Source organism: Bradyrhizobium sp. MOS003 (assembly GCF_003020125.1).
GTDB lineage: Bacteria > Pseudomonadota > Alphaproteobacteria > Rhizobiales > Xanthobacteraceae > Bradyrhizobium.
In genome coordinates this window covers 18,345-43,504 of sequence record NZ_PYFW01000003.1, presented here as the reverse complement: position 1 = coordinate 43,504, position 25,160 = coordinate 18,345, and the positions used below count along the sequence as shown (strand labels likewise).

General features: G+C 65.0%; 24 protein-coding genes and 1 tRNA gene. 15 read left to right on the top strand and 10 right to left on the bottom strand.

What is annotated here, in order from left to right; translation table 11 throughout:
* Positions 1 to 18: 18 nt before the first annotated feature.
* The 4 genes from C7G42_RS15140 to C7G42_RS15125 all read left to right on the top strand — a co-directional run bounded on the left by C7G42_RS15140 (position 19) and on the right by C7G42_RS15125 (position 4,624).
* Positions 19 to 1,224: a M20/M25/M40 family metallo-hydrolase gene (locus tag C7G42_RS15140; protein ID WP_106949784.1), complete on the top strand. Its 1,206-nt coding sequence runs from the start codon at positions 19 to 21 to the stop codon at positions 1,222 to 1,224.
* A gap of 156 nt (positions 1,225 to 1,380) precedes the next feature.
* Complete coding sequence (locus tag C7G42_RS15135; RefSeq protein ID WP_106949783.1) at positions 1,381 to 2,469, top strand: mandelate racemase/muconate lactonizing enzyme family protein; 1,089 nt, start codon at positions 1,381 to 1,383, stop codon at positions 2,467 to 2,469.
* A gap of 187 nt (positions 2,470 to 2,656) precedes the next feature.
* Positions 2,657 to 3,805, top strand: a complete 1,149-nt coding sequence (locus tag C7G42_RS15130) for an amidohydrolase (protein WP_106949782.1) — start codon at positions 2,657 to 2,659, stop codon at positions 3,803 to 3,805.
* Between the two features lie 96 nt (positions 3,806 to 3,901).
* Positions 3,902 to 4,624 carry a DUF72 domain-containing protein gene (locus C7G42_RS15125; RefSeq protein WP_106949781.1) on the top strand — a complete coding sequence of 241 codons (723 nt, stop codon included), beginning with the start codon at positions 3,902 to 3,904 and terminating at the stop codon, positions 4,622 to 4,624.
* Here the strand turns inward: C7G42_RS15125 and C7G42_RS15120 are convergent.
* Positions 4,621 to 5,808: a CaiB/BaiF CoA transferase family protein gene (locus tag C7G42_RS15120; protein ID WP_106949780.1), complete on the bottom strand. Its 1,188-nt coding sequence runs from the start codon at positions 5,806 to 5,808 to the stop codon at positions 4,621 to 4,623. The two genes, C7G42_RS15125 and C7G42_RS15120, sit on opposite strands and share 4 nt — an antisense overlap.
* A gap of 79 nt (positions 5,809 to 5,887) precedes the next feature.
* A complete protein-coding gene (locus C7G42_RS15115) occupies positions 5,888 to 7,240 on the bottom strand; it encodes a ferredoxin reductase family protein (RefSeq protein WP_106949779.1) in 1,353 nt (450 codons plus the stop codon).
* Between the two features lie 262 nt (positions 7,241 to 7,502).
* Here C7G42_RS15115 and C7G42_RS15110 point away from each other — a divergent pair, with 262 nt between their 5' ends.
* A complete protein-coding gene (locus tag C7G42_RS15110) occupies positions 7,503 to 7,979 on the top strand; it encodes a hypothetical protein (protein WP_245427734.1) in 477 nt (158 codons plus the stop codon).
* An 18-nt stretch (positions 7,980 to 7,997) separates the two neighbouring features.
* Here C7G42_RS15110 and C7G42_RS15105 read toward each other — a convergent pair whose 3' ends face one another.
* From C7G42_RS15105 to C7G42_RS15085, 5 genes are all read right to left on the bottom strand, one after another.
* Positions 7,998 to 10,283: a heavy metal translocating P-type ATPase gene (locus tag C7G42_RS15105; protein WP_106950424.1), complete on the bottom strand. Its 2,286-nt coding sequence runs from the start codon at positions 10,281 to 10,283 to the stop codon at positions 7,998 to 8,000.
* A 29-nt stretch (positions 10,284 to 10,312) separates the two neighbouring features.
* The gene (locus C7G42_RS15100; RefSeq protein WP_502694210.1) at positions 10,313 to 10,801 is read right to left on the bottom strand and encodes an EF-hand domain-containing protein; all 489 of its coding nucleotides are present in this window, start codon (positions 10,799 to 10,801) and stop codon (positions 10,313 to 10,315) included.
* 71 nt (positions 10,802 to 10,872) lie between these two features.
* Positions 10,873 to 11,067 (bottom strand): DUF2783 domain-containing protein, encoded by a 195-nt coding sequence (locus C7G42_RS15095; RefSeq protein ID WP_106949778.1) that lies wholly within the window; start codon positions 11,065 to 11,067, stop codon positions 10,873 to 10,875.
* The gene (locus C7G42_RS15090) at positions 11,064 to 12,701 is read right to left on the bottom strand and encodes an FAD-dependent oxidoreductase (protein ID WP_106950422.1); all 1,638 of its coding nucleotides are present in this window, start codon (positions 12,699 to 12,701) and stop codon (positions 11,064 to 11,066) included. The genes C7G42_RS15095 and C7G42_RS15090 overlap by 4 nt, the downstream gene beginning before the upstream one ends.
* A gap of 29 nt (positions 12,702 to 12,730) precedes the next feature.
* Positions 12,731 to 13,273 (bottom strand): VOC family protein, encoded by a 543-nt coding sequence (locus C7G42_RS15085; RefSeq protein WP_106949777.1) that lies wholly within the window; start codon positions 13,271 to 13,273, stop codon positions 12,731 to 12,733.
* A gap of 124 nt (positions 13,274 to 13,397) precedes the next feature.
* Here C7G42_RS15085 and C7G42_RS15080 point away from each other — a divergent pair, with 124 nt between their 5' ends.
* Positions 13,398 to 13,886, top strand: coding sequence for a MarR family winged helix-turn-helix transcriptional regulator (locus C7G42_RS15080; protein ID WP_106949776.1), 489 nt, complete (start codon positions 13,398 to 13,400; stop codon positions 13,884 to 13,886).
* A 9-nt stretch (positions 13,887 to 13,895) separates the two neighbouring features.
* On the opposite strand, the gene C7G42_RS15075 is transcribed toward C7G42_RS15080, so the two are convergent.
* Positions 13,896 to 14,075, bottom strand: a complete 180-nt coding sequence (locus tag C7G42_RS15075) for a hypothetical protein (protein WP_106949775.1) — start codon at positions 14,073 to 14,075, stop codon at positions 13,896 to 13,898.
* Positions 14,072 to 14,296, bottom strand: coding sequence for a hypothetical protein (locus C7G42_RS15070; RefSeq protein WP_106950421.1), 225 nt, complete (start codon positions 14,294 to 14,296; stop codon positions 14,072 to 14,074). Before C7G42_RS15070 ends, C7G42_RS15075 begins: the two co-directional genes overlap by 4 nt.
* Before the next feature lie 330 nt (positions 14,297 to 14,626).
* Here C7G42_RS15070 and C7G42_RS15065 point away from each other — a divergent pair, with 330 nt between their 5' ends.
* Together C7G42_RS15065 and C7G42_RS15060 are read left to right on the top strand one after the other, a co-directional pair.
* Positions 14,627 to 15,082 carry an Hsp20 family protein gene (locus C7G42_RS15065; protein WP_018322651.1) on the top strand — a complete coding sequence of 152 codons (456 nt, stop codon included), beginning with the start codon at positions 14,627 to 14,629 and terminating at the stop codon, positions 15,080 to 15,082.
* Between the two features lie 103 nt (positions 15,083 to 15,185).
* Entirely contained in the window at positions 15,186 to 15,503 is a 318-nt protein-coding gene (locus tag C7G42_RS15060) for a hypothetical protein (RefSeq protein ID WP_106949774.1), read from the top strand.
* 63 nt (positions 15,504 to 15,566) lie between these two features.
* On the opposite strand, the gene C7G42_RS15055 is transcribed toward C7G42_RS15060, so the two are convergent.
* Positions 15,567 to 15,641: transfer RNA gene (locus C7G42_RS15055), tRNA-Gln, on the bottom strand.
* A gap of 252 nt (positions 15,642 to 15,893) precedes the next feature.
* Here C7G42_RS15055 and C7G42_RS15050 point away from each other — a divergent pair.
* From C7G42_RS15050 to C7G42_RS15020, 7 genes are all read left to right on the top strand, one after another.
* Entirely contained in the window at positions 15,894 to 17,672 is a 1,779-nt protein-coding gene (locus tag C7G42_RS15050; RefSeq protein ID WP_106949773.1) for an acyl-CoA dehydrogenase family protein, read from the top strand.
* 210 nt (positions 17,673 to 17,882) lie between these two features.
* Positions 17,883 to 18,641, top strand: a complete 759-nt coding sequence (locus tag C7G42_RS15045; RefSeq protein WP_106949772.1) for an enoyl-CoA hydratase-related protein — start codon at positions 17,883 to 17,885, stop codon at positions 18,639 to 18,641.
* 177 nt (positions 18,642 to 18,818) lie between these two features.
* Entirely contained in the window at positions 18,819 to 20,480 is a 1,662-nt protein-coding gene (locus C7G42_RS15040) for a bifunctional metallophosphatase/5'-nucleotidase (RefSeq protein ID WP_106949771.1), read from the top strand.
* A 133-nt stretch (positions 20,481 to 20,613) separates the two neighbouring features.
* Positions 20,614 to 21,543 (top strand): histone deacetylase family protein, encoded by a 930-nt coding sequence (locus tag C7G42_RS15035; protein ID WP_106950420.1) that lies wholly within the window; start codon positions 20,614 to 20,616, stop codon positions 21,541 to 21,543.
* A 74-nt stretch (positions 21,544 to 21,617) separates the two neighbouring features.
* A complete protein-coding gene (locus tag C7G42_RS15030) occupies positions 21,618 to 21,869 on the top strand; it encodes an exodeoxyribonuclease VII small subunit (protein ID WP_106949770.1) in 252 nt (83 codons plus the stop codon).
* A gap of 609 nt (positions 21,870 to 22,478) precedes the next feature.
* A complete protein-coding gene (gene dxs / locus C7G42_RS15025) occupies positions 22,479 to 24,407 on the top strand; it encodes a 1-deoxy-D-xylulose-5-phosphate synthase (protein ID WP_106950419.1) in 1,929 nt (642 codons plus the stop codon).
* A 193-nt stretch (positions 24,408 to 24,600) separates the two neighbouring features.
* Entirely contained in the window at positions 24,601 to 25,155 is a 555-nt protein-coding gene (locus C7G42_RS15020; RefSeq protein ID WP_106949769.1) for a nucleoside 2-deoxyribosyltransferase, read from the top strand.
* Positions 25,156 to 25,160: the final 5 nt, after the last annotated feature.

The window sequence follows — 25,160 nt, the reverse complement described above, 5'->3', positions numbered from 1 at the left end:
CATCACAAGGGACCTGACATGCCTGTCGACACCAAAGCCGCCACCGACCGCCTCATGCGCTTCCTCGCCATCGAGGGCGTCACCGGACAGGAGGCGGCGATCGGGCGGGAGCTCAGCGCCGCGCTGAAGGAGAGCGGCGTGCCGGCCAAGGCGATCCGGCTCGACGACGCCAACACGCGCATTCCCGTGCCGACCGAGACCGGCAACCTCATCGTCGACCTGCCCGGCCGCGGCGCGTTGCACAACCAGCCGCGCATCATGTTCATGACCCACATGGACACCGTGCCGCTCTGCGCCGGCGCCAAGCCCAAAAAGTCCGGTCGCAAGATCGTCAACGAGGCCAGGACCGCGCTCGGCGGCGACAACCGCTGCGGCTGCGGCGTGCTGGTGACGCTGGCGGCCGAACTCGAGAAGCAAAAGCTCGACCATCCGCCGATCACGCTGTTGTTCTGCGTGCGGGAGGAAAGCGGGCTCTACGGCGCGCGCCACGTCAAGCTGGACGAGCTCGGCTCGCCGGTGATGGCCTTCAACTATGACGGCGGCGCGGCTTCCAACGTCGTGATCGGCGCGGTCGGCGCCGACCGCTGGAGCGTGGAGATCTTCGGCCGCGCCTCGCATGCCGGCGTCGCACCCGAGCGCGGCATCTCCTCGACCATGATCATGGCGCTGGCGCTTGCCGACGCGCAGGCCGGCGGCTGGTTCGGCAAGGTGGTGAAGGGCAAGGGCGCGAGCGCGCGGATGGGCACCAGCAATGTCGGCCCCGTCACAGGCGGCGAAGGGCGCCCCGCGGGCGACGCCACCAACGTCGTCACCGATTACGTGCATGTGCGCGGCGAGAGCCGCAGCCATGACGGAAAGTTCTTCAAGGAGATCACCAAGGCCTACAAGGCCGCGTTCGAGAAGGCGGCCAAAAAAGTCACGAACGCGCAGGGCAAGTCCGGCAAGGTCAAGTTCAAGGCCGAGACCGATTATTATCCATTCCGCATGAAGGACAGCCAGCCTGTGATCAAGCGCGCGGTCGAAGCCGTGTCAGCGGTCGGCGGCACGCCGAACGTCCGCACCGCCAATGGCGGCCTCGATGCCAACTGGATGGTCCGTCACGGCATTCCGACCGTGACCTTCGGCGCCGGCCAGAACGAGGCGCACACGATCGACGAGTGGATCAATCTCGACGAGTACGACCGTGCCTGCGCGCTTGCCGTGCAGATTGCAACGATGCGGTGAGGTGCGCTGGTAGGGGGGTAGCCGAAGGCGTAACCCACCACTGCTTGTCACCGCGGAAACCCAAGAGGTTGGTTAAGCCGAGCATATCCGCTTTGCGCATTTGCCCGGCTACCCCACCCGTACGAAACGACCGAACAAAAAGAAAAGGGAGGCCACATGCCACGCATCGCTCATATCGAGACCGGGCTCTACCGGATCCCCCTCCCCGTCACGCTCTCCGACTCCACGCATGGCGAGATCGCGGCGTTCGAGCTGATCACCTGCCGCATCCGCGATGCCGACGGCGCCGAGGGCGTGGGCTACACCTACACCGTGGGCCGCAATGGCGGCGCTGTCGCGGACATCCTCAAGCGAGAAATCCCTCCGCTGATTGAGGGCCGCGAGGCCGACGATACCGAAGCGATCTGGCATCACGTCTGGTGGGCGCTGCATTATGGCGGGCGCGGCGGGCCGGTGGTGCTGGCGCTCTCCGCGCTCGACATCGCGCTGTGGGACCTGAAGGCGCGGCGCGCCAAGCTGCCCCTGTACCAATTGCTCGGCGGCTTCGATGCGCACGTGCCATGCTATGCCGGCGGCATCGACCTCGATCTTTCCGTCGATGAACTGCTCGCGCAGACCGACGGCAATCTCGCCAAGGGCTTTCGCGCCATCAAGATGAAGGTCGGCCGGCCCGACCTGAAATCCGACGTCGCCAAGGTCTCCGCGATGCGACAGCATCTCGGCGACGGCTTTCCGCTGATGGTGGACGCCAACATGAAGTGGACCGTCGAGGAAGCCATCCGCGCCGCGCGCGCCTTCGTCCCCTACGACCTCACCTGGCTCGAGGAGCCGATCATCCCCGACGACGTCGCTGGCCACGCGCGCATCATGCAAGACGGTGGCGTTCCGATCGCGGCCGGCGAGAATCTGCGCTCGCTGTGGGAGTTCAAGAACTACATCGCCAGCGGCGCGGTGTCCTATCCCGAGCCTGACGTCACCAATTGCGGTGGTGTCGGCGCCTTCATCAAGATCGCGCGGCTGGCGGAAGCGTTCAACCTGCCCGTCACCAGCCACGGCGCGCACGACATCACCGTGCACCTGCTCGCGGCCTGCCCGAACCGCTCCTATCTGGAGGCGCACGGATTTGGGCTGGACAAATACATCGAGCACCCGCTGGTGCTTCAGGACGGCAAGGCGCTCGCGCCGGACCGACCCGGGCACGGCATCAACTTCGACTGGACGGGCCTGGCGAAGCTGGCTGGGTAGGGTTGAAGAACATCCGTCATGCCCGGGCATCACACGTTCTTCGCGCAACAAGCAAGACGTGGATGGCCGGGTCAAGCCCGGCCATGACGACGCTGCTGCACACGAGGCATTCGCTGGCCCTTGATGCGCCGATTCAATATTCGGTTATGCTGGCGATAGCCGGTCCCTCCTGACGAAAGCCCCTGCCTTGACCCCCGAGCTGCACCAGAAACTGACCGCGTGGCGCCGGCACCTTCATGCGCACCCGGAGCTGTCGCTTCAGGAAAAGGAGACCGCCGCCTTCGTACAGGACAAGCTCGCCGAGCTCGGCATTCCCTTCGAGGCGGGCATCGGCGGCCACGGCATCGTCGCGACCCTGACGCGCGGACATGCACACAGTCGCGTCGGCTTGCGCGCCGACATGGATGCGCTGCCGATCACCGAGGATACCGGGCTTGCCTACGCGTCCAGGACACCAGGCGTGATGCATGCCTGCGGCCATGACGGACACACCGCTTCGCTGCTCGGTGCCGCCGCGCTGCTCGCCGCTGACAGCAGCTGGAGCGGCACGGTCGATTTCATCTTCCAGCCGGCGGAGGAAGGCTTTGGCGGCTCGCGCGCGATGGTTGCGGCCGGGCTGTTCGACCGATTTCCGATGGAACGCGTGTTCGGCTTCCACAATTGGCCGGGCCTTGCCGCCGGCACCATCGCCGTGCACGACGGCGTCGTCATGGCCTCCGGCGGCCGCATCACCATCACCATCGAGGGCCATGCCGGCCACGCCGGCATGCCGCATCTGACACGCGACCCGGTGGTGGCGGCCGGCCATCTGATCGTGGCGCTGCAATCGATCACCGCGCGCAGCGTCGACCCGCTCGACACCGCCGTGCTCTCGCTCTGCACCATCGAAGGCGGCACCGCGCCGAACCAGATCGCCGGACGCGTCACCATCCGCGGCACGCTGCGATACCATCGCGAGGCGGTCAAGGACGTCATCCTCGGCGGCATCGAACGGACCTGCGCCGGGATCGCGACGAGCTTCGGCGTCAAGGTCGCGCCCGAGATCGTCTGGGGCGTCGGCGTCGTGGTCAACACGGCTGACGAGGCGGCCCTTGCGCGGATCGCCGCCGAGAAGGTTCAGGCCGAGCTGCGGCGCGACCTCGCGCCCAGCATGGCCGGCGAGGATTTTGCCCATTATCTCCAGCAGCGGCCGGGCGCCTTCGTCTGGATCGGCAACGGCGAATTGCGCGACGGCGCCGAGTTGCACGGCCCGCGCTACGATTTCAACGATGCGATCCTGCCAGTCGCCTCCGGCTGGATGGCGGAGGTGGCCAAGACGGTGCTGGCGTCGAACTAGCGACCGCGCACCGACAGCAACATATCGCCCGCCTCGACGTTTCCTCCTGCAAGGCGCGGCAGCTCCCGCCGCGCCCAACGGATGGCACGTGGGAAAATGGCGCGCGTTCTGATCGGAACTTCCGGCTGGCACTACGATTCCTGGCGCGGCCCGTTCTTTCCTGAAGGCGTGACGCTGAAGCAGCAGCTCAGCTACTACGCCGGACAATTCGACACCACGGAGCTGAACGGCGTGTTCTACCGCACGCCGACGCCAGACGCCGTGAAAGGCTGGCGCGAGCAGACCGGCCGCGATTTCGTGTTCGCCTGGAAGGCGTCGAAGTTCATCACGCACTGGAAGCGGCTCTCGGATCGCTCGGTCAACAGCCTCGAGCTGCTGGAGAACCGCATCTCACGGCTCGGCGGCAAGGCCGGCCCGATCCTGTTCCAGCTGCCGCCGCAATTCCAGGCCGACGCAGACCGCCTCGCGGCCTTCTTCAAGCTGCTGTCGCAGAAACGGCGTTACAGCTTCGAATTCCGTCATCCGAGCTGGTACCAGCCGCGCATCCTGCGCATGCTGGCGGACGAGAACATCTCGCTGTGCCTGTCCGACCATCACGACGCGCCGGCGCCATGGAAGCGCACGGCGGATTTCGTCTATGTGCGCGGTCACGGGCCGGGCGGACGCTATCATGGGCACTATACGAAGGCCGCGCTGGCGCAATGGGCGAAACGCATCAAGTCCTGGAAGCGGCAGGGCTGCGACGTCTATGTCTATTTCGACAACGACCAGAAGAGCGCGGCGCCCGCGGACGCCAAGGCGTTGAAGCAATTGCTCTAGATGACACCACCTTGCCGAAGCGCCCCGATCTCAGCCGCGTCATAGCCGAGTTCAGCAAGGACCCGATCGGTATGTTCCCCGAGCGTCGGCGGGCGGCTCGCTATTTCGCCCGGCGTTTCCGACAGCCGGACCGCAGCACGCGTCACCGGCGCGGGCTTCGGCAGACCGGGATAGTCGACGTCCTGCATGAAGCCGGCGGCGCGGATGTGCGGATGATCCAGCGCCTGTTGCGGTGAGAGGACGGGCCCGGTCGGAATCATCGCACCTCCCAGCGCATCGACGGCCTCCTGCGTGGTGCGCCCGGCGCACCAGCGCGCCATCCGCTCGCTGATGACGGGGCCGTTATTGCCGCGGCTGATGTCGTCGGCAAAGCGCGGATCGTTCAGCCACAATTCCTCCTCGCCCATCAACTTCGCCCAGCGCTTGAACAGCGGATGCCCCGTGACCTGGCACAGCACCCAGCCGTCCCGCGTGCGGTAGATGTCGGCGGGCGCCGCGGTCTGGCCGAGATTGCCTGTCGGCACGCGATTGACGTTGATCACGGCCTGCTCGATCAGCGTCGCGTTGGTGAAGGACAAGGCGGTTGCGAGCAGCGCGCCCTCGACGACCTGCCCACGCCCGGATTTGCCGCGCTCGATCAGTGCTGCGAGCGTGCCGAACGCGCAGTGCAGCGCGGTGCCGAAATCGACCCAGTTCACCGCGGCCCGGTACGGCGGGTCGCCAGCGCCCGTCATGTAGACCGATCCCGACATGACCTGCCCGACGCCGTCGAAGCCGACCCGGTCGGACCACGGCCCCGGCCCGCCGAACGCGGTTGCCGTCGTCAGGATGATGTCGGGCTTGATCGCCTTCAAGGACTCGTAGTCGAGCTTCATCGCACGCAAGGTCTGCGGCGGCAGGTTGGCGACGACGACATCCGCGGTCGCAACCAGGCGCCGCATTACCTCCTGCCCCTCGACCTTCATCGGATCGAGCGTGATACACTTCTTGTTGCGGTTGACCTGGAGGAACAGCGCGCCTTCGCCACCTTCCCCGACCGGCGCCACGAATCGATCCTCGCTGCCCTCGCGCTTTTCCACGCGAATGACTTCGGCGCCGAATTCGGCCAGCAAGGTCGCGCAATAGGGCCCTGCGATATAGCGCCCGAAATCGAGCACCCGCACCCCCTCCAAGACTCCTCCCATCGAACCCTTCCCTGTCGTTTTTCGCAGATTACAGGGACTGGCTGCCAGGGCAAGTTGGGAAGCGGGATGCACATCTTCATCATCGCATCGCGAACAGCTCCTGATGAAACCGCTTTTCGACGGGAAAGCCGTGCGCTCTGAGGTCTCGTCTGAGGGCTTCCCCGAAACCCGCCGGACCACAGAACCAGATGCTCGCCTCGCGCCATTGCGCTACGGCTTCGCGAATGCGTGCCCCGGTCAGTCGTCCGTGACGGGCGTCGATGAGGACGTGGAGGCGAACATTTGCCGAGTGCGCGTCTGCTGCAAGCTTGCCGAGGGCTTCCTCATCCACGTCAGTGGTGGTGTGAAAGAGGTCAACCGCCTGCGCGACGGAGCAACCCGGAATATCCTTCGGCATGGCCATCTGTTTCATGCGGGCAATGAAGGGCGTAATGCCGATGCCACCGCCGATCCAGATCTGGTGCGAGCAATCGTCGTCGAAAGTGAAACAGCCATAGGGGCCTTCCACCTTCACCTCCTGCCCGACACGGAGCTTCTCCCGCAACCGGCTGGTGTGGTCCCCAAGTTCCTTGGTGATGAAGATGATCCTGGGGTCTGCAGCATTCCAGCACGAGGCGATCGTGTAGGGATGCGCGCCCTCGGAGACATCCGAGGTGGCAAAGGCGAACTGGCCTGGCCTATGCCCCGGCCAGTCATGGGGCACCTCGATCTCGGTCTCGATTGCCCTGACGCCGGGATAATATTTGAGCGAGGTGATCCTGCCCTGAACCTGGCGCCGGGCCCCAATGCGCCGCAGCAACGTCACAGCCGCCGCCCACGTTCCGAAGGCCAGCAGCGCCCCCACGATCCAGCCGAGCGGCGACATCCAGTAGCTGAACTTCATCAGCGTGACGGCGTGAAAAACCAGGACCAGATAAGCGACGGCGAGGAGCCGATGCGTCTTGTAGAAGAGCCGATAGGGGAACATTTGAACGAGCGCCAAGACTATCAGCACGACGGCGCCGTAGAAGGCCCACTCGCCCAGCCCCTCTGCCGGTTCACGCAGGCCCGCAAAGAAGGCCTCGATCGGATTTTCGATGACGAACCTTGGTCCACGCTGGGGCCGGGTCAGTAAACCCCAACCGACCGCCCATTTCGGAGCGCTGGCCCAGAGCCAATGGATGATGGCGGTCACGAGGGCGGCGATACCGAGCCATTTGTGCAAGCGGTACATCTTGTCGAGACCGCCCAGCCACGCCTCCGGCCAGCGCGGTCGCAGCGCGAGCATCATCGCCATGCTCATGCAACCGATTGCCAGGACGCCGCTCAGCTGCACCATCCTCTCGCGAAGCGGGAAGAAGGAGCCCGGCCCAAATGGCTGGGGCTCCGCAACCAGCCACAGCAGGACGAGAACCGCCAGAGTGCCCCACAATATCTGTTTGAGCTTCTGCATGTTTACCTCGCGACGTTACAGCTCCAGCTTGAACCGATCGCGCCGCGTTGCATTGAGCTGACTCAAGCCTGATCGTGACGAACTGCAGGGGGCCGGTCGACGCCGGGCGTGCAGGATTCTCTTTCAGTTCTTCCCCAGAAGCCGCGACGCGTCCTGCGTCTCGGGGCCGCAGCCCGTTCCGTTCAAGACTTTGCTCCAGCGCAAACTCCTGGATGTCGTGATCCCCCACCTGAAGGCAAAGAATCTCTTCGGAGGAAGTCCCGTGATCATCTCAACCAGACCGCTCATACCCGCAGCCCTCGCACTTTGTCTTGCCTTGGGGCAGTCTGCCCTCGCCGCCGGACCCCACACGCATGAAGGACCAACCGCGACCGTCCGGCCAGTGCTCGACCACGGCAAGAAGTGGCCGACCGATGATGTCTTGCGCCGCGGCATGGACGACATCAGTCTTGCGATGAGGCAATCGCTGGCACCCATTCACAGCAATATGTTTACGACGGCGCAATACGAGGCTCTGGCGACGCGCATCCAGGTGCAGGTCGACGACGTGGTGGGAAACTGCAAGCTGCCCGAGCAGGCCGATCAGCAACTTCACCTCGTCCTCGAGCAGATCATCGACGGCGCGGCGAAGATGAAGGCCGGGACCGGCCGCGATCGAGGAGCCATGAAGATCGTGCGGGCGCTCGCTCAATACGGCAAGTATTTTGACCATGCCGGCTGGCAACCGCCGGAGCATTGAGGTCGATTGCCGCGGCCGCTATGCAGCCACGGCCTCGTATATATCCTCCTCCTGGGCCGTGTGCATCCGCACCAGCGTTTCGATCGCCTCGATCACGCGCTGGGCGTCTCGAATCAGGTAACGGTCGATCTTCTCCGACGGCAGGTCCTCCGCGATCCGGGCGAGCAGCCGCGCGAGATGCAGGATCTCCCGATGCGCACGGCTCATGGCGGAAAGCCCGTGGCGGTCGCGCAGCACTTCCGTGAGCTTGGGATAGACGCTGTCTTCATCCTCGCGTTCGTGCATCACGACGCTGCTCTGGACCAGTCGGTGGGCCTCGCCAATCAAGGCGACGATGGCTTCGGGCGCCGCGTCGTCGAGCGCATCGACGATCTGGCGCAAGCGGTCGAGATCCCTGAGCAGGGCCTGATGATCGTGATGCAGGGTCTTCCCCTGCTCTGCGGTGAGGCGCGGGCCACTCCTGACGAGCGGCGGATTGAGCGCTCGCAGCGCGTTCAGAATGACGGCAACATCGATCACCTCCTGGACGATCGCGGCGGGCACGGGATCGAGCCAGCCAACGGTAGCCGCGGCCATGGCGACCAACGACAATCCCATCCCGACGAAGATGCTCTGCAGGGCAATGCGCCGCGCCCGCTGCGCGATGATGATCGCCTCGCCGACCCGATCCAGCCGGTCCGTGAGGATCACCACATCTGCCGCCTCGGAGGAGGCGCTTGCGCCACGCGCGCCGAGCGCGATCCCGGTGTCAGCCACCGCCAGCGCCGGGGCGTCATTGATGCCGTCGCCGACCATGATGGTCGGATGCAGCCGCTGTTCGCTCCGCACCGCTTCGACCTTGTCCGAAGGGACGCGGTCGGCCAGCACGGCATCGAGATCCAGCGCCGCTCCGATGGCCTGCGCCGCCGCGGCGCGATCACCCGTGACCATCACCATTCGCTTGATGCCGGCGTCCCGCAGCAGCCGGATCGCGCGTGGCGTGTCCGCCCGCAATTCGTCGGCCAGCAGCAGCGCGCCGATCAGGCGGCCGTCCACTGCGACAAAGACGATCAACGCCGAGCGCCACGAGGCGCGTCGAATCGCTCGCAGCTCCCATGGCGACAACTCGGCGCGTGAGAGCAGCATTTCACGCGAGCCCGCCACGACGTGGCGTCCGTCGATCTGCCCGCCGAGGCCGGAACCCATGATCTCCTTGACCTGCTCCGGCGGCTTCAGCGCGAGCCCACGGGCGAGAGCCGCAGCGACGACGGCCTTCGCAAGCACGTGATGCGACGCTTGCTCGAGCGACGCTCCGAGCCTGAGGACCTCATCCGGATCCTCGCCCGGCGCAACCTCTACGGACAGCAGCCGCGCCCCACCCACGGTCAGGGTACCGGTCTTGTCGAACAGCACGGTGTGCGCGCGGGCCAGCGCCTCCAGCGCCCTCCCGCCCTTGACCAGGATGCCGCGGCGGGCCGCCTGCGCCACCCCGGCGATGAAGGCGACGGGCGCAGCCAGAATCAGGGGACACGGTGTCGCCGCCACCAGCACGGCAAGGCTGCGGGTCAAGTCGCCGGAGATGCGCCATGCAACGAAAGCGATGACGAGTGTCAGCGGCAGAAAGATCAGCGCATAGCGGTCGGCCAACCGCACGAAGGGAGCTTTCGCAGTCTGCGCCGCAGTCACCATGCGCACGATGCCCGCGTAAGTACTCTCGCTGGCCGCCGCCGTCACGGTCAATTGGAAGGTCTCACCCGCGTTCAGAGAGCCGGAGAGAACGGCGGTTCCGCGTGTCTTCTCCGCCGGAATCGGCTCGCCAGTCACCGCGGATTCGTCGATGGTGGCAGAGACCGACGCAACGACACCGTCGACCGGCACGATTTCGCCGGCTTTCACCAGAAGCTCTTCGCCGACCGCGACGTCCTCGACCGGAGCATCCTCGATCCGCTCGCCGGATTTGCGATGGACCTGCCGCGGCGCCCGATCGACCAGGGATCGCAGATCATGCTCCGCCCGCGCGACCGCGATCTCCTCCAGCACGTTGCCACCGGAATACATCAGCGCGACCACGGCGCCTGCGAGCGGCTGTCCGAGCGCGAGGGCCGCACTCATCGACAGCAGCGCGATCGCGTCCACTCCGACGCGACCGCTCATGAGATCCCTGACGATCGAGACCGCCAATCCCGCGATCACCGGCGCCGTGCCGAGCGCCCATGCGAGATCGGCCAGATCAGGCCGGCCCGCAACTCGCGCGAGACTACCTGCAGTCAATCCTGCGATGGCGATCGCAACCAGAGCCCATCGCAGGATTCGATCAAACGACATGGCTTGGCGCGCCCGCCCTTCGGCCGGGCTCACTGGTGTTGCGGAAGCGGGCTGTTGCTCCCGTGCATGAACGTCATCATCTCTTCGAGACTGAGCTTGCCGTCCTTATCGCTATCCATGGCCTTGAAAATTCGTTCGTGAGCGACTTGAAACTCGGGCAGCGAGACGGTTCCGTCGCCATCGGCATCGATCAGCGCGAAGATGATGCGGAAGACGACCGGCGACTGCATCCGGTCTGCGCCTGTCGCGCCCTGCCCCTTCATTCCTCGTCCCATCATTCCCATCATGTCTCCACCGCGCGACGAACTCTGCCGCTCGGCCGATGGGCTTGCAGGAGAACTCGACTGCGGCGACGCAGGCGCTTGCTCCTGTCCGGGATGATGGGCCTGATGCTCAGCCGGCGATTGAGCCAGGGCCGGCTGGCCCAGAGTGACAAACAGCAACGCTGCAGCAATGGTTCGACCTGGCATGGCGCTTCCTCCGGCCTGGTGTGAGCCCGGCAAGGTGTCGAACTTCACCGAATTTACCTTGAGCCAAGTCAAGAAAGCGGCGTGCAACCTCCTCTATCTTGAGGCGGGAACTTATCCGACTAGCCGCCGCCGGTGCGGGCGCAGCCGATCGCCTCCGTGAGCACCCTGCGGTCGCCGACGTGATTGGCGAGCAGCAGGATCAGCCGGGCGTTCATCCGCAGCGCCTGATCCTCGTCGAGGTCACGCTGGCTGTTGATCAGCTCGGCGTAGAAATCGTCGGGATCGGCGATGTTGGGTGACAAATTGAGCATCATGCTGCCAGCTCCTTCCGTCCGGCGATGTCGTGTCCGGAGGCCCGCAACATCGCATCCGCGATCCTCGCGTCGTCGAATCCGGTCCAACGTGCGGCGACATATTGATCGGGCCGGAACAAATAGGTGGTCCCGGGCGAAGCGCCGTAGCGCTCGGCAAGCAGGCCGGAGGGATCGGCGATGTCGCGGCCGACGACAATGAGCTTTGCTTTGAACGGCCCCACCGCGATCTCGGTCTTGTCGGTCTCCTTGCCGAAGGTCACGACCGTGAATGCATCGCCGAGACAATGGAGGAACCAAACGGGCTTGCCATCCGCCGTGATCGGCGCATCGGCCGCATTGGTTCCGGGCCGCACGCCGCCCATCATCGCGTCGTCGTCGGGGGTATTGAGCGCCGACGTCACATAGGGCGTCGGCGTCGAGAGACGGCCGCTGTTGACCAGCGGTCGGGCAAAACCGTGATGGCGAGCGAGCTCCAGCACCGCGTCGCGGAAATAGCGGCTTACTTTCGTCTTCGGCGTGATGAAGTCGGTGGCGCGGGTCGAGTTCAGGATGTTGTCGTCGGCTGCATAGGCGCGCTCCTCGTGATAGCTGTCGAGCAGCGCTTCCGACGCTTCGCCGCGCAACACCATCGCGAGCTTCCAGGCGAGATTATCGATGTCCTGGACGCCGGTATTGGCACCGCGCGCGCCGAACGGCGAGACCTGGTGCGCGGCATCGCCGGCGAACAGCACCCGGCCCTGGCGGAAATTGTCGATGCGCCGGCAGGCGAACTGATAGATCGAGACCCATTCGAGCACGAACTCGGTGTCCTCGCCGAGCATGGCGCGAATGCGCGGGATCACCCGCTCCGGCCTTTTTTCCTCATCTGGGTCGGCGTCCCAGCCGAGCTGGAAGTCGATGCGCCACAAATTGTCGGCCTGCCGGTGCAGCAGCACGGACTGGCCGCGGTGGAACGGCGGATCGAACCAGAACCAGCGCTCGGTCGGGAAATCCGCCTTCATTGCGACGTCGGCGATCAGGAAGCGATCCTGGAAGAACTGTCCCGTGAACTCGGCGCCGACCATCTTGCGCACGTCGGAATTGGCTCCGTCGCAGGCGATCACCCATTGCGCCTCCATGGTGAAGATGCCGTCGGGTGTTTCCACCGCCAGCACCGCATGGTCGGCCGCCTGCTTGAGGCTGATCAGGCGATGCTTCCAGCGCAGCTCGATCAGCGGGTTGGCGCTGCATTTGGCAACCAGCATCTCTTCCAGATGATATTGCTGCAGATTGATCATGGCCGGCCATTGGTGGCCGGCCTCGGGCAACAGATCGAACTGGTAGGACATTTGGTCCTGGAAGAAGACCTTGCCGACGTTCCAGCTGACGCCGCGCTCGACCATGGGGGCCGCGCAACCGAGGCGGTCCCAGATCTCGAGCGGACGCTTGGCGTAGCAGACCGCGCGCGAGCCGATCGAGACGGTGTCGTTGTCGTCGAGCACCACGACCGGCTGGCCGCGCGCCGCGCAGTCGAGCGCCGCGGTCAGGCCGATGGGACCTGCGCCGATCACCACGATCGGATGCCGCTTCACGATCCCCTCGGCCTGCTCCTGGGAACGCCGATAGCCGAACTTCGGATAGATGTAGCTCGTCATGTTCGCTTCCTGATGCGCGTAGCCGCGAATCAATGCGCGTCCGCGAATTCCTTCTCGTGCATCCAGGCGGTGTGGCGCGGCGGACGCTTGGTGCGCGACCATTCCTCGACCATCTCGTGCGCGACCGATTTCATGCGGTCGATCTGCTCGGGCGTGGCGGTCCAGGCCGCGATCTCCAGGCGATGACCGCTGGGGTCGCGGAAATAGATCGACTTGAAGATGGTGTGGTCGGTGACGCCGACGACGTCGAGGCCGGCGGCCTCCGCGCGCGCCTTGGCCTCTTCGAGCTCGGCGAGGTCTTTGACCTGAAAGGCGATGTGCTGGGTCCATTCCGGCGTGTTGGGATCGCGGCTCATCGGCGGCGAGTTCGGCAGCTCGAAGAACGCGAGGATGTTGCCGTTCCCGGCGTCGAGGAAGATGTGCATGTAGGGATCGGGTGCCTTGGTCGAAGGCACCCGATCCTCGGCAATGGCGCCGAGAAGATCCATGTTCATGACGGTCTTGTAGAATTCGACCGTGGCCTTGGCGTCGACGCAGCGATAGGCGACGTGATGGATCTTCTCGATTTTCATGGCGTTTCGCTCCCTGGATCTGCGGTTGCGAAATTGGTATCAGATGTTACTATTATTTGAATTTGACCTGGATCAACCGGCTCCGAAGAAATCTTCCGGTGGATCGGTGGACGGGAATGGCGCGATGGGACGTTCGGGCGTGGCGCGCGGGAATGCGACCGAAGCCGCGACGGCGCAAGGTGGCGTCGAACTGGATCTGCAGCGGTATTTTCCGTACCGGCTGGCACGCCTCGCCGAGCAGGTGTCGCTGGCGGTGGCCGAGGTCTATTCCGAGCGCTTCGCGCTGACGCGGCAGGAATGGCGCGTGCTCGCCATTCTCGGCATGCGCCCGGAGATTGCGACCAAGGAGATCGGCCCGCTGACGACGCTCGACAAGATGCAGGTCAGCCGCGCCGTGCAGGGCCTGGAGTCACGCGGCATCGTCGGCCGCAAGCACCATCCCGACGACCGGCGCGAGCTGATCGTCTCGCTGACCCCGGCCGGTCGCGCGCTCTATCGCAAGATCGTGCCCTACGCGCTGGCGCGGGAGACGAAGCTGCTTGGGGCGCTGACCGCCGAGGAGATGGCGGTGCTTGACCGGGTGATGCGCAAATTGTCGGCCGCGCTGGCGTAGCTCTTCCCCTCACGCCGCCGATCGCTCCGGCACGCCGCCCCGCAGATCGTCAAGCAGACGCTGCTCGCGCTCGATCCGGGCGTGATAGAGCGCGCGTTCGCTCTCGCTTCTGGCACCCGCCAGCAACACGCGATAGTGCCCGATCACTTTCTCGCTGCCGCTGATCAGGAGGTTGCGGACGTCACTCATCGTTCCACTCCGCTCGTGGTAATGGCCGATGGCATGTTCGGAACGGTGAATGCTGCCGGGAAGACATCGGCGGCGAGAGCCTCGAGCGCGGTCTGCTCCTCGGCGAGGCGTCGTTCGATAAACTGGCGCTCAATGTCCGACAGCTCAGTCTTCAGCAGGCGCCGATAACGAGAGAGGTTGTTGCGGTGCGCGCGGATGCGGGCAAAATCCTGATCGAGCATCGTCGTCACTCCTGACGGTCTTTCACGGTCCTTTTCGAGTTTGCGGTATGGGAAGAAGCATCTTCCGGCGCAAAAAATATTCAGGCTTGTTTTGCTGTCAAGACCCCCCTCTTGCCGCTTCCTTGACGACGCCGGGGGCCCACAAAAAAAATCTTACCCGCCCCTCTTGCAAGGTCCTTGTGGCGCTCTAAGTCGTTTTTCGCCGCGAGAGCGGTGTGCCGGATGCCCGATCGGGTCCGGCGCGGGCGCCGGGCCGGGGTCTTCGGATCCGTTTTCCGATTCCTTAAACGGCGCTCCTTCGTATCCATCTTGCTCTTTGGAGGACTTGGTATGAGGACCACCTTCGACTTCGCGCCGCTGTGGCGCTCCACCATCGGCTTCGATCATCTGGCCGACCTCGTCGACAGCACGCTGCGCCAGGCGGGCGAGGACAATTATCCGCCCTACAACATCGAGCGTTCCGGCGAAGACCAATACCGGATCACGCTGGCCGTGGCGGGCTTTGGCGTCAACGACATCAGCGTGACCGCCGAGCAGAACGCGCTCACCATCGAGGGCCGGAAGCCCGACAGCGCCACGCGCGAATATCTCTATCAGGGTATCGCCGCGCGTCCGTTCCGCCGCGTGTTCAATCTCGCCGACTACGTCCAGGTCAAGCAGGCCGCTTTCCAGGACGGTCTCCTGGTCATCGATCTCCTGCGCGAGATTCCGGAGGCCATGAAGCCGCGCCGGATCCAGATCGCGGGTGCTGCTTCACCGCAGATCGAGCAGAAGAAGGCGGCCTAAGCCGGTCGAACGCTTTCGACAACGACGACCATGGCGGATGGCGACCTGATCGCCATCCGCCGGTCGAACATCCCTTCGAAAGGAGTGCAGAGGGAGACAAGAGATGACCAATGCCAATGCGACCACCGGCGGTCTCGGCGCGCTGTTCCATCCGGCTGCGCATTATGCTTCGCCAAGCGCCGTCCTCGACGACGGCAAGCTCTCCACGGCGGAAAAGCGGATCATCCTGTCGTCGTGGGCCTCGGACATGTACGCCATCGAATCCCACCCGGCGCTGCGCGAAATTCCCGGCATGGATCAGCCGATCCGGCTCGCGGACATCCTCACCGCGCTACGCAAGCTCGATGACGACGACGACCCGCCGCCCGGCGGCGGCGTCCCGATGCGGCTGCGGCGGCCCTGGGCCGCCGCAACGCCGTAATCAAGACCCCGCCAATGATCTGTACGAGGCCGGCTTCGCCGGATTTCGAGGAAGCGGAGCTACTGGCTGGGGCGGGAGGGATCGAACCTCCGAATGGCGGAATCAAAATCCGCTGCCTTACCGCTTGGCTACGCCCCAACGACCCGGACGGGATAGCGACGGCCGGCCGCCGCAGATTCCCTCCGGTCGCAGCCGGTCTATAGGGAGCAGCGCGGCATTTCAACCGCCTGGAGGGGCAAAATACCGCTGGTGCCCGGGATCGGCCGCGCCACGCCCGATATCGAGCCGGGCTTGGGATGACAGGCCCTGCGGCGAGGCAGCCTTCCGCCCATTGAGACCTCCGCCATTTCATGGGAATACGGCGCCAATATCCGTCCACGGGAGTGAGCCATGACCTACCGCGCGCCGATCTCTGACATGCTGCTGTCGCTCAACCACGGCGCCGGCCTCAAGGCCGCCATGGAGGCCGGCCATTACGGCGATTTCGACGCCGACATCGCCGCGGCCGTGCTGGAAGAAGCCGGCAAGTTCGCAACCGACGTGCTGGCGCCGCTCAACAAGGTCGGCGACCAGCACGGCATCAAGCTCAGCGACGGCAAGGTGACGACCGCGCCGGGCTGGCCGGACGCCTACAAGCGTTGGACCGAGGGTGGCTGGAACGCGGTCTCGGGCCCCGAGGATTTCGGCGGCCAGGGCCTGCCGATCGCGATCAACGCCGCCTGCACCGAGATCTGGAGCGCCGCGAACGTCGCCTTCGGCCTCTGTCCATTGCTGACGGCCTCGGCGATCGAAGCGCTGGACGCCCATGGCAGCAGTGAGTTGAAGAATATCTATCTCGAAAAGCTCGTCTCCGGCGAGTGGACCGGCACGATGCAGCTGACCGAGCCGCAGGCCGGCTCCGACGTCGGCGCGCTGCGGACCCGCGCCGAGAAGCAGGCCGACGGCACCTATCGCATCAAGGGGACGAAGATCTTCATCACCTATGGCGAGCACGACATGACCGACAACATCGTGCATTTCGTGCTGGCACGCCTGCCCGACGCGCCCGCCGGCACCAAGGGCATCTCGCTATTCCTCGTGCCGAAGTTCATGGTCAATGCAGACGGCTCGCTCGGCCAGCGCAACGACATCTTCGCCTCGGGCGTCGAGCACAAGCTCGGCATGCATGCCTCCCCCACCTGCACCATGACCATGGGCGATCATGGCGGCGCCATCGGCTTCCTGATCGGCGAAGAGAACCAGGGCATGCGCTGCATGTTCACGATGATGAACCAGGCCCGCCTCGGAGTCGGCCTGGAGGGCGTCGGCGTTGCCGATCGGGCCTATCAACAGGCCTTGTCCTTTGCGCAAGAGCGCAAGCAGGGCCGCGCGGTCGGCAAGAAAGGCGACGGCTCGGACGCGATCTTCGTGCATCCCGACGTCAAGCGCATGTTGATGCGGATGCGGGCGCAGACCGCCGCCGCGCGCACCATCTGCTATGCGACCGCGGTCGCGCTCGACGTCTCGACGCGCGCCAAGGATCCCAAGGTGCGCACTGACGCTGCCGCGCGCGCGGCGCTGCTGACGCCGATGGCCAAGGGTTATTCCACCGACATCGGCAACGAGGTCGCCTATCTCGGCGTGCAGGTGCATGGCGGCATGGGCTTCATCGAGGAGACCGGTGCGGCCCAGCATTATCGCGATGCCCGCATCACCGCGATCTACGAAGGCACCAACGGCATCCAGGCGATCGACCTCGTCACGCGCAAGCTCGCGGCCAATGGCGGCGCGTCGGTGTGGGCGCTGCTCGACGAGCTCTCGGCGACCGTCAAGAAAGTCGAAGCCTCCAACGATCCGGCTTTCGGCACCACGGGCGTCAAGCTGCGCGAAGCGCTGGAGGCCTTGACGCGCACCAGCAAGTGGCTGCTGGAGCGCGTGACGTCCGCGCCGAACGAGGCGCTTGCAGGTGCGACGCCATACCTGCAGCAGTTCGGCTCCACGCTCGGCGGTTGCCTGCTCGCCTCCGAGGCACTCGCCGCCAAGGCCGACGGCAACACGGACGCCGCGCGCTACGTCTCGCTGGCTCGCTTCTTCGCCGAGAACATCAGCGTGCAGGCCGGCGCGCTCGAGCGCACCGTGACAGAGAGCGCGGAATCCGTCGCGGCGGCGGACGCGGTGTTGCTGGGGTAGCATCGGATTCACACAACCTGAAGATTTAAACGAAAATAGTTACAACTAATTGCTGCAATGCGGCCCCGCGACGGCTGCCATGTGCCGCATTGCGGAAATCGGCTCCGGAAAGCTTGACCGAGCGCATTGGCATGCCTGGGGGATGATGTAGGCTTGATGCTTGCAAGTCTCGCGAGCCGGCAGGCCTCGCGGCGGGCGCAGGGAGTTCTCATGCCGAATGGCAACATCGTCGTTACCGAAGAGCGCGGAACGCGCGTCATCACCCTGCGCCGCCCGGGCAAGAAGAACGCCATCACCCAGGACATGTATCGGGAGATGAGCCGCGCGATCGACACCGCGCAGAACAACCCTGATATTCGTTGCATGATCATCACCGGCGGATCCGGCGTGTTCACCGCCGGCGACGACATCGACGATTTCTTGCACGCCGACACCGCCCGCCCCGAGACGCTGTCGGAGGGCGCCAAGTTTCTCTATTCGCTCGCCCTCAACGTCAAGCCGATCATCGCCGCCGTCGACGGCGCCTCGATCGGCATGGGCACCGTGATGCTGTTTCACTGCGACTACGTGCTGGCCTCGAACGCTGCGACCTTTTCCGCGCCCTACATCCATCTCGGGCTGGTGCCGGTCGGCGCCGCCAGCCTCCTGATGCCGAACACGATGGGGTATCAGCGCGCCTTTGCGATGCTGGTGATGGGGCGGACCTTCACCGCGGCGGAGGCGCATCATGCCGGCTTCGTCAACACCGTGGTGTCGCCGGGACATACCGAGGTCGAGGCGCGCAAGGTGGCGCGCGAGATCTGCCGGCTGCCCGCCGAGGCGGTCGCGACCTCGCGCAAATTGCTGCGCACCGCGCCCGAAGAGCTCACGCGCCGCATCGACCAGGAAGGCCATCTGTTCGGCGAGCGGTTGAAATCGGATGACGCGATGGCCGCGTTCAACGCGTTCGCGAGCCGGAAGAAGCGGTAGCCTGTCATTCCGGGCGCGCGACGCGCGAACTATGGTGCGCAATTGCGCACCTGAGAATCCATTCATCCACCAACGCTGCCGCACAATGGATTCCGGGCTCGACGTTACGCGTCGCCCCGGAATGACGGCAGCGAGAACTTTCGTGAAATCTTCGCCTGGAACGATTAATCTGGTTCAATGCGATACGCCTTTCGATCGATCCTTGCCGCACTCGCGCTGACCTCCTCCCTCCCCGCCTCGGCCCAAACCGCCGCGCCGGTCGAGCTGCGCATCCTTGCCATCAACGATTTTCACGGCAATCTGCGCCCGCCGCCGGGCGGCATCCGCATCGCCGATCCCGAGGACGGCGCCAGGAAGGTGATGGTTGCGGCCGGCGGCGCCGAATACATGGCGACGCTGGTGAAGCAGCTGCGCGAGGGACACAAGAACACGATCTTCGTCGCGGCCGGCGATCTGATTGGCGCGAGCCCGTTCCTGTCGGCAATGTTTCACGACGAGCCTTCCGTCGAAGCGCTTTCGCTGATGGGGCTTGCGATCAGCTCGGTCGGCAATCACGAGTTCGACGAGGGCAAGACCGAACTTCTCAGGATGCAGAACGGCGGTTGCCATCCGGTCGACGGCTGCCAGGGGCCGCATCCGTTCACGGGCGCCAAATTCCGCTATCTGGCCGCGTCCACCATCGAGACCGCGACGGGCAACAGCGTGCTGCCGCCCTACGAGATCCGGGAATTCGACGGCATCCCCATCGCCTTCATCGGGCTGACCTTGAAGGAGACCGCAGGCATCGTCTCGCCGTCGGGCATCACCGGGCTCGAATTCCGCGACGAAGCCGCGACCGTGAACGCGCTGGTGCCGCAGCTGAAGGCGCGCGGCGTCGAGGCGATCGTGGTGCTGATCCACCAGGGCGGCGAGCCCGTCGGCGGCTACAATGAATGCCCTGCCATCACCGGGCCGATCGTCGACATCGTCAAGAAATTCGACCGCGCCGTCGACGTCGTCGTCAGCGGCCACACCCACCGCGCCTATGTCTGCGACATCGACGGGCGGCTCGTCACCAGTGGCGACAAATACGGCACGCTGGTCACCGCTATCGATCTCAAGCTCGATCCCGTCACCCGCGACGTCGTCAGCGCCAAAGCCGAGAACGTCATCGTCGCCAATGCCTCGCTGGCGAAGGATGCCGAGCAGACCGCGCTGATCGAGGCCTATGACAGGCTGTCGGCGCCGATCGCCAACCGGCCGGCGGGATCGGTGACGCAGACGCTGTCGCGCGTGCCGAACGAGGCCGGCGAAAGCGCGCTCGGCGACGTCATCGCGGACGCGCAGCTTGCCGCAACCAGGGCGACCCAGGATGGCAGCGCTGTCATCGCGCTCACCAATCCCGGCGGCATCCGCACCGACATCGTCCCGAAGGAGAACGGCGCGATCACTTTCGGCGATGTCTTCGCCAGCCAGCCGTTCCGCAACCGCCTCGTGACGATGACGCTGACGGGCAGCCAACTCAAGGATATGCTCGAGCAGCAATGGCTGGACCCGAAGCGACCGCGGATCCTCCAGGTGTCGAACGGGTTCAGCTATGCCTGGGATGCGTCGAAGCCATTCGGCGAGCGCGTGATCGCCGACAAGATGACGCTCAACGGCAGGCCGATCGAGCAGGCCAGCGGCTATCGTGTTACCCTCAACGATTACCTCGCAGTAGGCGGCGATGGTTTTACCGTCGCCAAACAAGGCACGGCGCCGCAATATGGCGGCTACGACGCGGACGCGCTGTTCGCGTTCTTCCGGGCGCATGGACCGATCGGCCCGCTGCCGCTGAGCCGCATCCTGCGCGTGAATTGATCCGGATCAAACGGGCCGGAACGGCACAACCCTTTGCCATTCCCGTTCGAGCGCATAGATTGGGTTTTGCATTGCGTTTTGGCGCCGGATGCGCCAAGCGACGTCGAAAGCCCGCATCCATGAGGCCGACCTGATGAGCACGCTTCTCCTTTCCCACAAGGCCTGCCTCGACCATGTCACGCCGCCGGGACATCCTGAAAGGCCGGATCGCCTGCGTGCGGTGGAGGAAGCGCTGTCGCATGAGCGCTTCCAGTTTCTGGTGCGCGACCAGGCGCCGGAGGGCGATCTCGATCTCGTCACGCTGTGCCACAACGAGCACTACGTCACCGAGTTGCGCCACATCGCGCCGAGCAGCGGCCTCGTCTATATCGACGGCGACACCTCGATGTCGCCGGGCACGTGGGAAGCGGTGATGCGCGGTGTCGGCGGCGCCGTGGCTGCCACCGAAGCAGTGATGAATGGCGAGCATCGCAATGCCTTCGTCGCGGTGCGCCCGCCCGGCCATCACGCCGAGATCGGCAAGCCGATGGGCTTCTGCTTCTTCGACAATGTCGCCATCGCCGCGCGCCATGCGCAGCGCAAATACGGCATCAAGCGCGCGGCCATCGTCGATTTCGACGTGCATCACGGCAACGGCACGCAGGACATCTTCTGGTCGGACCCGACCGTGATGTACTGCTCGACGCACCAGATGCCGCTGTTTCCGGGCACCGGTGCGACGGGCGAGCGCGGCGACCACGACACCATCGTCAACGCGCCGCTCGCCTCCGAGGATGGCGGGCCGGAATTCCGCTCCGCGTTCGAGAACCTGATCCTGCCGCAGCTCGAAAAATTCAGCCCGGAGCTACTCGTCATCTCCGCCGGCTTCGATGCGCATTATCGCGATCCGCTGGCCTCGCTGAATTTGCGCGCGGAGGATTATGGCTGGGTGACGCGCAAGCTGATGGATCTCGCCGACAAGACCGCGGGGGGCCGCGTTGTTTCGGTGCTCGAGGGCGGCTATGACCTGCAAGGACTGAAAGAATCTGTTACGGCGCATGTCGGCGCCCTGATGGGCGCCTGAAGCACCCGCCACATTACGCCCGCAAAACTTTGTTTTCTCGTAGCGGAAAGCGAATCGGGCAATCGGAAACGGATATGGCCGAAAATACTCAAGTCGAGGTCTCCAGGCTCACCTTCGAGCGCGCGATCGAGGAACTCGAAACGATCGTGAAGCGGCTCGAGGACGGCAAGGTGCCGCTCGAGGAATCCGTGACGATCTACGAGCGCGGCGAAGCGCTGAAGCGCCGCTGCGAGGAATTGCTGCGCCAGGCGGAAGCGCGCGTCGACAAGATCACCACCGATGCCAGCGGCCAGGCCACCGGCACCGCGCCGCTGGACGTGCAGTAAGGAAAACCGAGACTTTCCCACTCAGTCTCCTGACCGGCCTCGCGAAACCCCATCACGAGCGCGTGGCCGCCCCCATTGATTTCACGATCGCACGGCGCTATCCGCCGAGGAGCCCGGTTCCATTCAGCCGGATCGATATCATCCGTTCCGAAAATCGGTCCCTTTGGACCAAAAGGCACCTCATTCAGGCCAAAAAGCCTGCCAAAGAACCGGGCAAGGCTGGAACCCCTGGTCCCGGCCCAAGGTTAACCACTCTGGCCCGCCGGTTGCATATGCATACCCCTAATCGGTCCTGCGGGTTGGCTTTGGCCCCAGCTTTGGTGTAAAGCTGCGCGGAGTGTGGCTTTTTGCAAGCCTTGCGCGGGCAGAGAATTCCGACGACAAGCGCTTCAAACTGCTTATGAAATTGGCTGGGACGGACGAAGCCGATCTAAGTGACAGGGATCACAGAGACTGAACCGGAGCGCACTTAAGCTTACCTAAGCTTGAAGACGGGGCCTTGCCCCATGCAGGTGGCTCCGACGGTTTGAGGACTCGCGCTGCGCCGATATTGTGCAAACCCATCGCGCACCGGAATGACCTTCCGGCGCTGACAAATTGGAAATCGCCGTGAACGCATATAGTAAGACGCCGCTTCTCGACACCATCCGGACACCGGACGACCTGCGCAAGCTCAAGATCGAGCAGGTTCGCCAGGTCGCCGACGAGCTGCGGCAGGAGACCATCGATGCAGTCTCGGTGACCGGCGGTCACTTCGGCGCGGGTCTCGGCGTGGTCGAGCTCACCACCGCGATCCATTATGTCTTCGACACGCCGCGCGACCGGCTGATCTGGGACGTCGGCCACCAGGCCTATCCGCACAAGATCCTCACCGGCCGGCGCGACCGCATCCGCACGCTGCGCACCGGCGGCGGCCTGTCCGGCTTCACCAAGCGCAGCGAGAGCGATTACGATCCGTTCGGCGCGGCGCATTCCTCGACCTCGATCTCCGCTGGCCTCGGCATGGCCGTGGCGCGCGACCTCTCCGGCGGCAAGAACAACGTGATTGCAGTCATCGGCGACGGCTCGATGTCGGCCGGCATGGCTTACGAAGCGATGAACAATGCGGGTGCGATGAACTCGCGCCTGATCGTCATCCTCAACGACAACGACATGTCGATCGCACCGCCGGTCGGCGCCATGAGCGCCTACCTGTCGCGCCTTTACTCCGGCAAGACCTATCGCACGCTGCGCGAGGCCGCCAAGCAGATCAATCAGCGTCTGCCCAAGGTCATCGCCAGCCGCGCCAACCGCGTCGAGGAATATTCGCGCGGCTTCATGATGGACGGCGGCACGCTGTTCGAGGAACTCGGCTTCTACTATGTCGGCCCGATCGACGGTCACAACCTCGATCATCTGCTGCCCGTGCTGAAGAACGTACGCGACATGGAGACCGGCCCGATCCTGGTCCACGTCGTGACGCAGAAGGGCAAGGGCTACGGTCCGGCAGAAGCGTCCGCCGACAAGTACCACGCGGTCGTCAAGTTCGACGTCGCCACCGGCACGCAAGCCAAGTCCAAGCCGAACGCGCCGGCCTACCAGAACGTGTTCGGCCAGAGCCTCGTGAAGGAAGCGGAGAAGGACGACAAGATCGTCGCCATCACCGCTGCGATGCCGTCGGGCACCGGTGTCGACATCTTCAACAAGGCGTTCCCCGACCGCACCTTCGACGTCGGCATCGCCGAGCAGCACGCGGTGACGTTCGCCGCGGGTCTTGCGACCGAAGGCTACAAGCCGTTCTGCGCGATCTACTCGACCTTCCTGCAGCGCGGTTACGACCAGATCGTGCATGACGTCGCGATCCAGAGCCTGCCCGTCCGCTTCGCCATCGACCGTGCCGGCCTCGTCGGCGCCGACGGTGCCACGCATGCCGGCTCGTTCGACAACGCCTATCTCGGCTGCCTTCCGAACATGGTGATTATGGCAGCTAGCGACGAAGCCGAGCTCGTGCACATGGTGGCGACCCAGGTCGCCATCAACGACCGTCCGAGCTCGCTGCGCTATCCGCGCGGCGAAGGCCGCGGCGTCGAGATGCCGGAAGTCGGCATTCCGCTCGAGATCGGCAAGGGTCGCGTGGTCCGCCAGGGCAGCAAGATCGCCCTGCTTTCCTTCGGCACGCGCCTCGCCGAATGCGAGAAGGCAGCCGACGAGCTCGCAGCCCACGGCCTGTCGACCACGATCGCCGATGCACGCTTCATGAAGCCGCTGGATACCGAACTGGTGCTCAAGCTTGCCCGCGACCACGACGTGCTGATCACGATCGAGGAAGGCTCGGTCGGCGGCTTCGGCTCGCACGTCGCGCAGTACCTGACCGATCAGGGCGCGCTCGACACCGGCATGGTCAGGTTCCGCTCGATGGTGCTGCCCGACGTGTTCCAGGACCACGACACCCCGGCCGCGATGTATGGCCGCGCCGGTCTCGACGCCAAGGGCATCGTCGCCAAGGTGTTCGAAGCGCTCGGCAAGGACGTCAAGGCCGAGACGGTCAAGCTGGCCTGAGGCTGCTTTCTTTACCTCTCCCGCTTGCGGGAGAGGTCGGATCGCGTAAGCGATCCGGGTGAGGGCTTTCGCCTCTTGTGGGGGTCCTCGCTTGCCGAGACACCCTCTCCCCGGCCCTCCCCCGCAGGCGGGGAGGGAGCGCAGCTTTCGCCGCGGTACGCAGCCCGCCTGAATTTCTCCGAAGCAGTCAGCCATGAAAATCTATCTGGCAGGCCCCGACGTGTTCCTGCCGGATGCGGTCGAGATCGGCCGCCAGAAGGTCGCGATCTGCGAGCGCTACGGGCTCACCGGCCTCTATCCCCTCGACAACGCGATCGACCTCGACGCGCCCGATGCCGCGCGGCAGATCTTTTGCGGCAACGAGGCGATGATGGATGCGGCCGACGCCATCATTGCCAACCTCACCCCGTTCCGCGGCGCCGGCGCCGATCCCGGCACGGTTTATGAGCTCGGCTACATGGCCGGGCGACGCAGATTCTGCCTGGCCTATTCCAACGACGGCGCCACCTATGCCGACCGTGTCGGTCGTTTCATGGACGTCAGGTCCGAGGACGGACGGCTGGTCGACGCACAGGGACTGACGGTCGAGGATTTCGGCCTCGTCGACAACCTCATGATGATCTATGCGCTGGAGCTGCACGGCTGTCCGCTGGTGACGCCGGTCGCGATGCCGATCGACGTCTGGCACGATCTGGCGGCGTTCGAGGCTTGCGTCCGGATAGCGGCCGCGCGATTGATCGCTACATAAGCGTT

Coding starts and splice junctions, on each gene's coding strand:
- C7G42_RS15070 (WP_106950421.1), bottom strand. CDS start 14,296: ATGCTCGATCAGGATTTTGCCCGCATCCGCGCGCACCGCAACAACCTC.
- C7G42_RS15125 (WP_106949781.1), top strand. CDS start 3,902: ATGGCGCGCGTTCTGATCGGAACTTCCGGCTGGCACTACGATTCCTGG.
- C7G42_RS15115 (WP_106949779.1), bottom strand. CDS start 7,240: ATGCAGAAGCTCAAACAGATATTGTGGGGCACTCTGGCGGTTCTCGTC.
- C7G42_RS15090 (WP_106950422.1), bottom strand. CDS start 12,701: ATGACGAGCTACATCTATCCGAAGTTCGGCTATCGGCGTTCCCAGGAG.
- C7G42_RS15105 (WP_106950424.1), bottom strand. CDS start 10,283: ATGTCGTTTGATCGAATCCTGCGATGGGCTCTGGTTGCGATCGCCATC.
- C7G42_RS15060 (WP_106949774.1), top strand. CDS start 15,186: ATGACCAATGCCAATGCGACCACCGGCGGTCTCGGCGCGCTGTTCCAT.
- C7G42_RS15035 (WP_106950420.1), top strand. CDS start 20,614: ATGAGCACGCTTCTCCTTTCCCACAAGGCCTGCCTCGACCATGTCACG.
- C7G42_RS15140 (WP_106949784.1), top strand. CDS start 19: ATGCCTGTCGACACCAAAGCCGCCACCGACCGCCTCATGCGCTTCCTC.
- C7G42_RS15080 (WP_106949776.1), top strand. CDS start 13,398: ATGGGACGTTCGGGCGTGGCGCGCGGGAATGCGACCGAAGCCGCGACG.
- C7G42_RS15085 (WP_106949777.1), bottom strand. CDS start 13,273: ATGAAAATCGAGAAGATCCATCACGTCGCCTATCGCTGCGTCGACGCC.
- C7G42_RS15075 (WP_106949775.1), bottom strand. CDS start 14,075: ATGAGTGACGTCCGCAACCTCCTGATCAGCGGCAGCGAGAAAGTGATC.
- C7G42_RS15020 (WP_106949769.1), top strand. CDS start 24,601: ATGAAAATCTATCTGGCAGGCCCCGACGTGTTCCTGCCGGATGCGGTC.
- C7G42_RS15120 (WP_106949780.1), bottom strand. CDS start 5,808: ATGGGAGGAGTCTTGGAGGGGGTGCGGGTGCTCGATTTCGGGCGCTAT.
- C7G42_RS15050 (WP_106949773.1), top strand. CDS start 15,894: ATGACCTACCGCGCGCCGATCTCTGACATGCTGCTGTCGCTCAACCAC.
- C7G42_RS15095 (WP_106949778.1), bottom strand. CDS start 11,067: ATGATGCTCAATTTGTCACCCAACATCGCCGATCCCGACGATTTCTAC.
- C7G42_RS15030 (WP_106949770.1), top strand. CDS start 21,618: ATGGCCGAAAATACTCAAGTCGAGGTCTCCAGGCTCACCTTCGAGCGC.
- C7G42_RS15135 (WP_106949783.1), top strand. CDS start 1,381: ATGCCACGCATCGCTCATATCGAGACCGGGCTCTACCGGATCCCCCTC.
- C7G42_RS15045 (WP_106949772.1), top strand. CDS start 17,883: ATGCCGAATGGCAACATCGTCGTTACCGAAGAGCGCGGAACGCGCGTC.
- C7G42_RS15065 (WP_018322651.1), top strand. CDS start 14,627: ATGAGGACCACCTTCGACTTCGCGCCGCTGTGGCGCTCCACCATCGGC.
- C7G42_RS15040 (WP_106949771.1), top strand. CDS start 18,819: ATGCGATACGCCTTTCGATCGATCCTTGCCGCACTCGCGCTGACCTCC.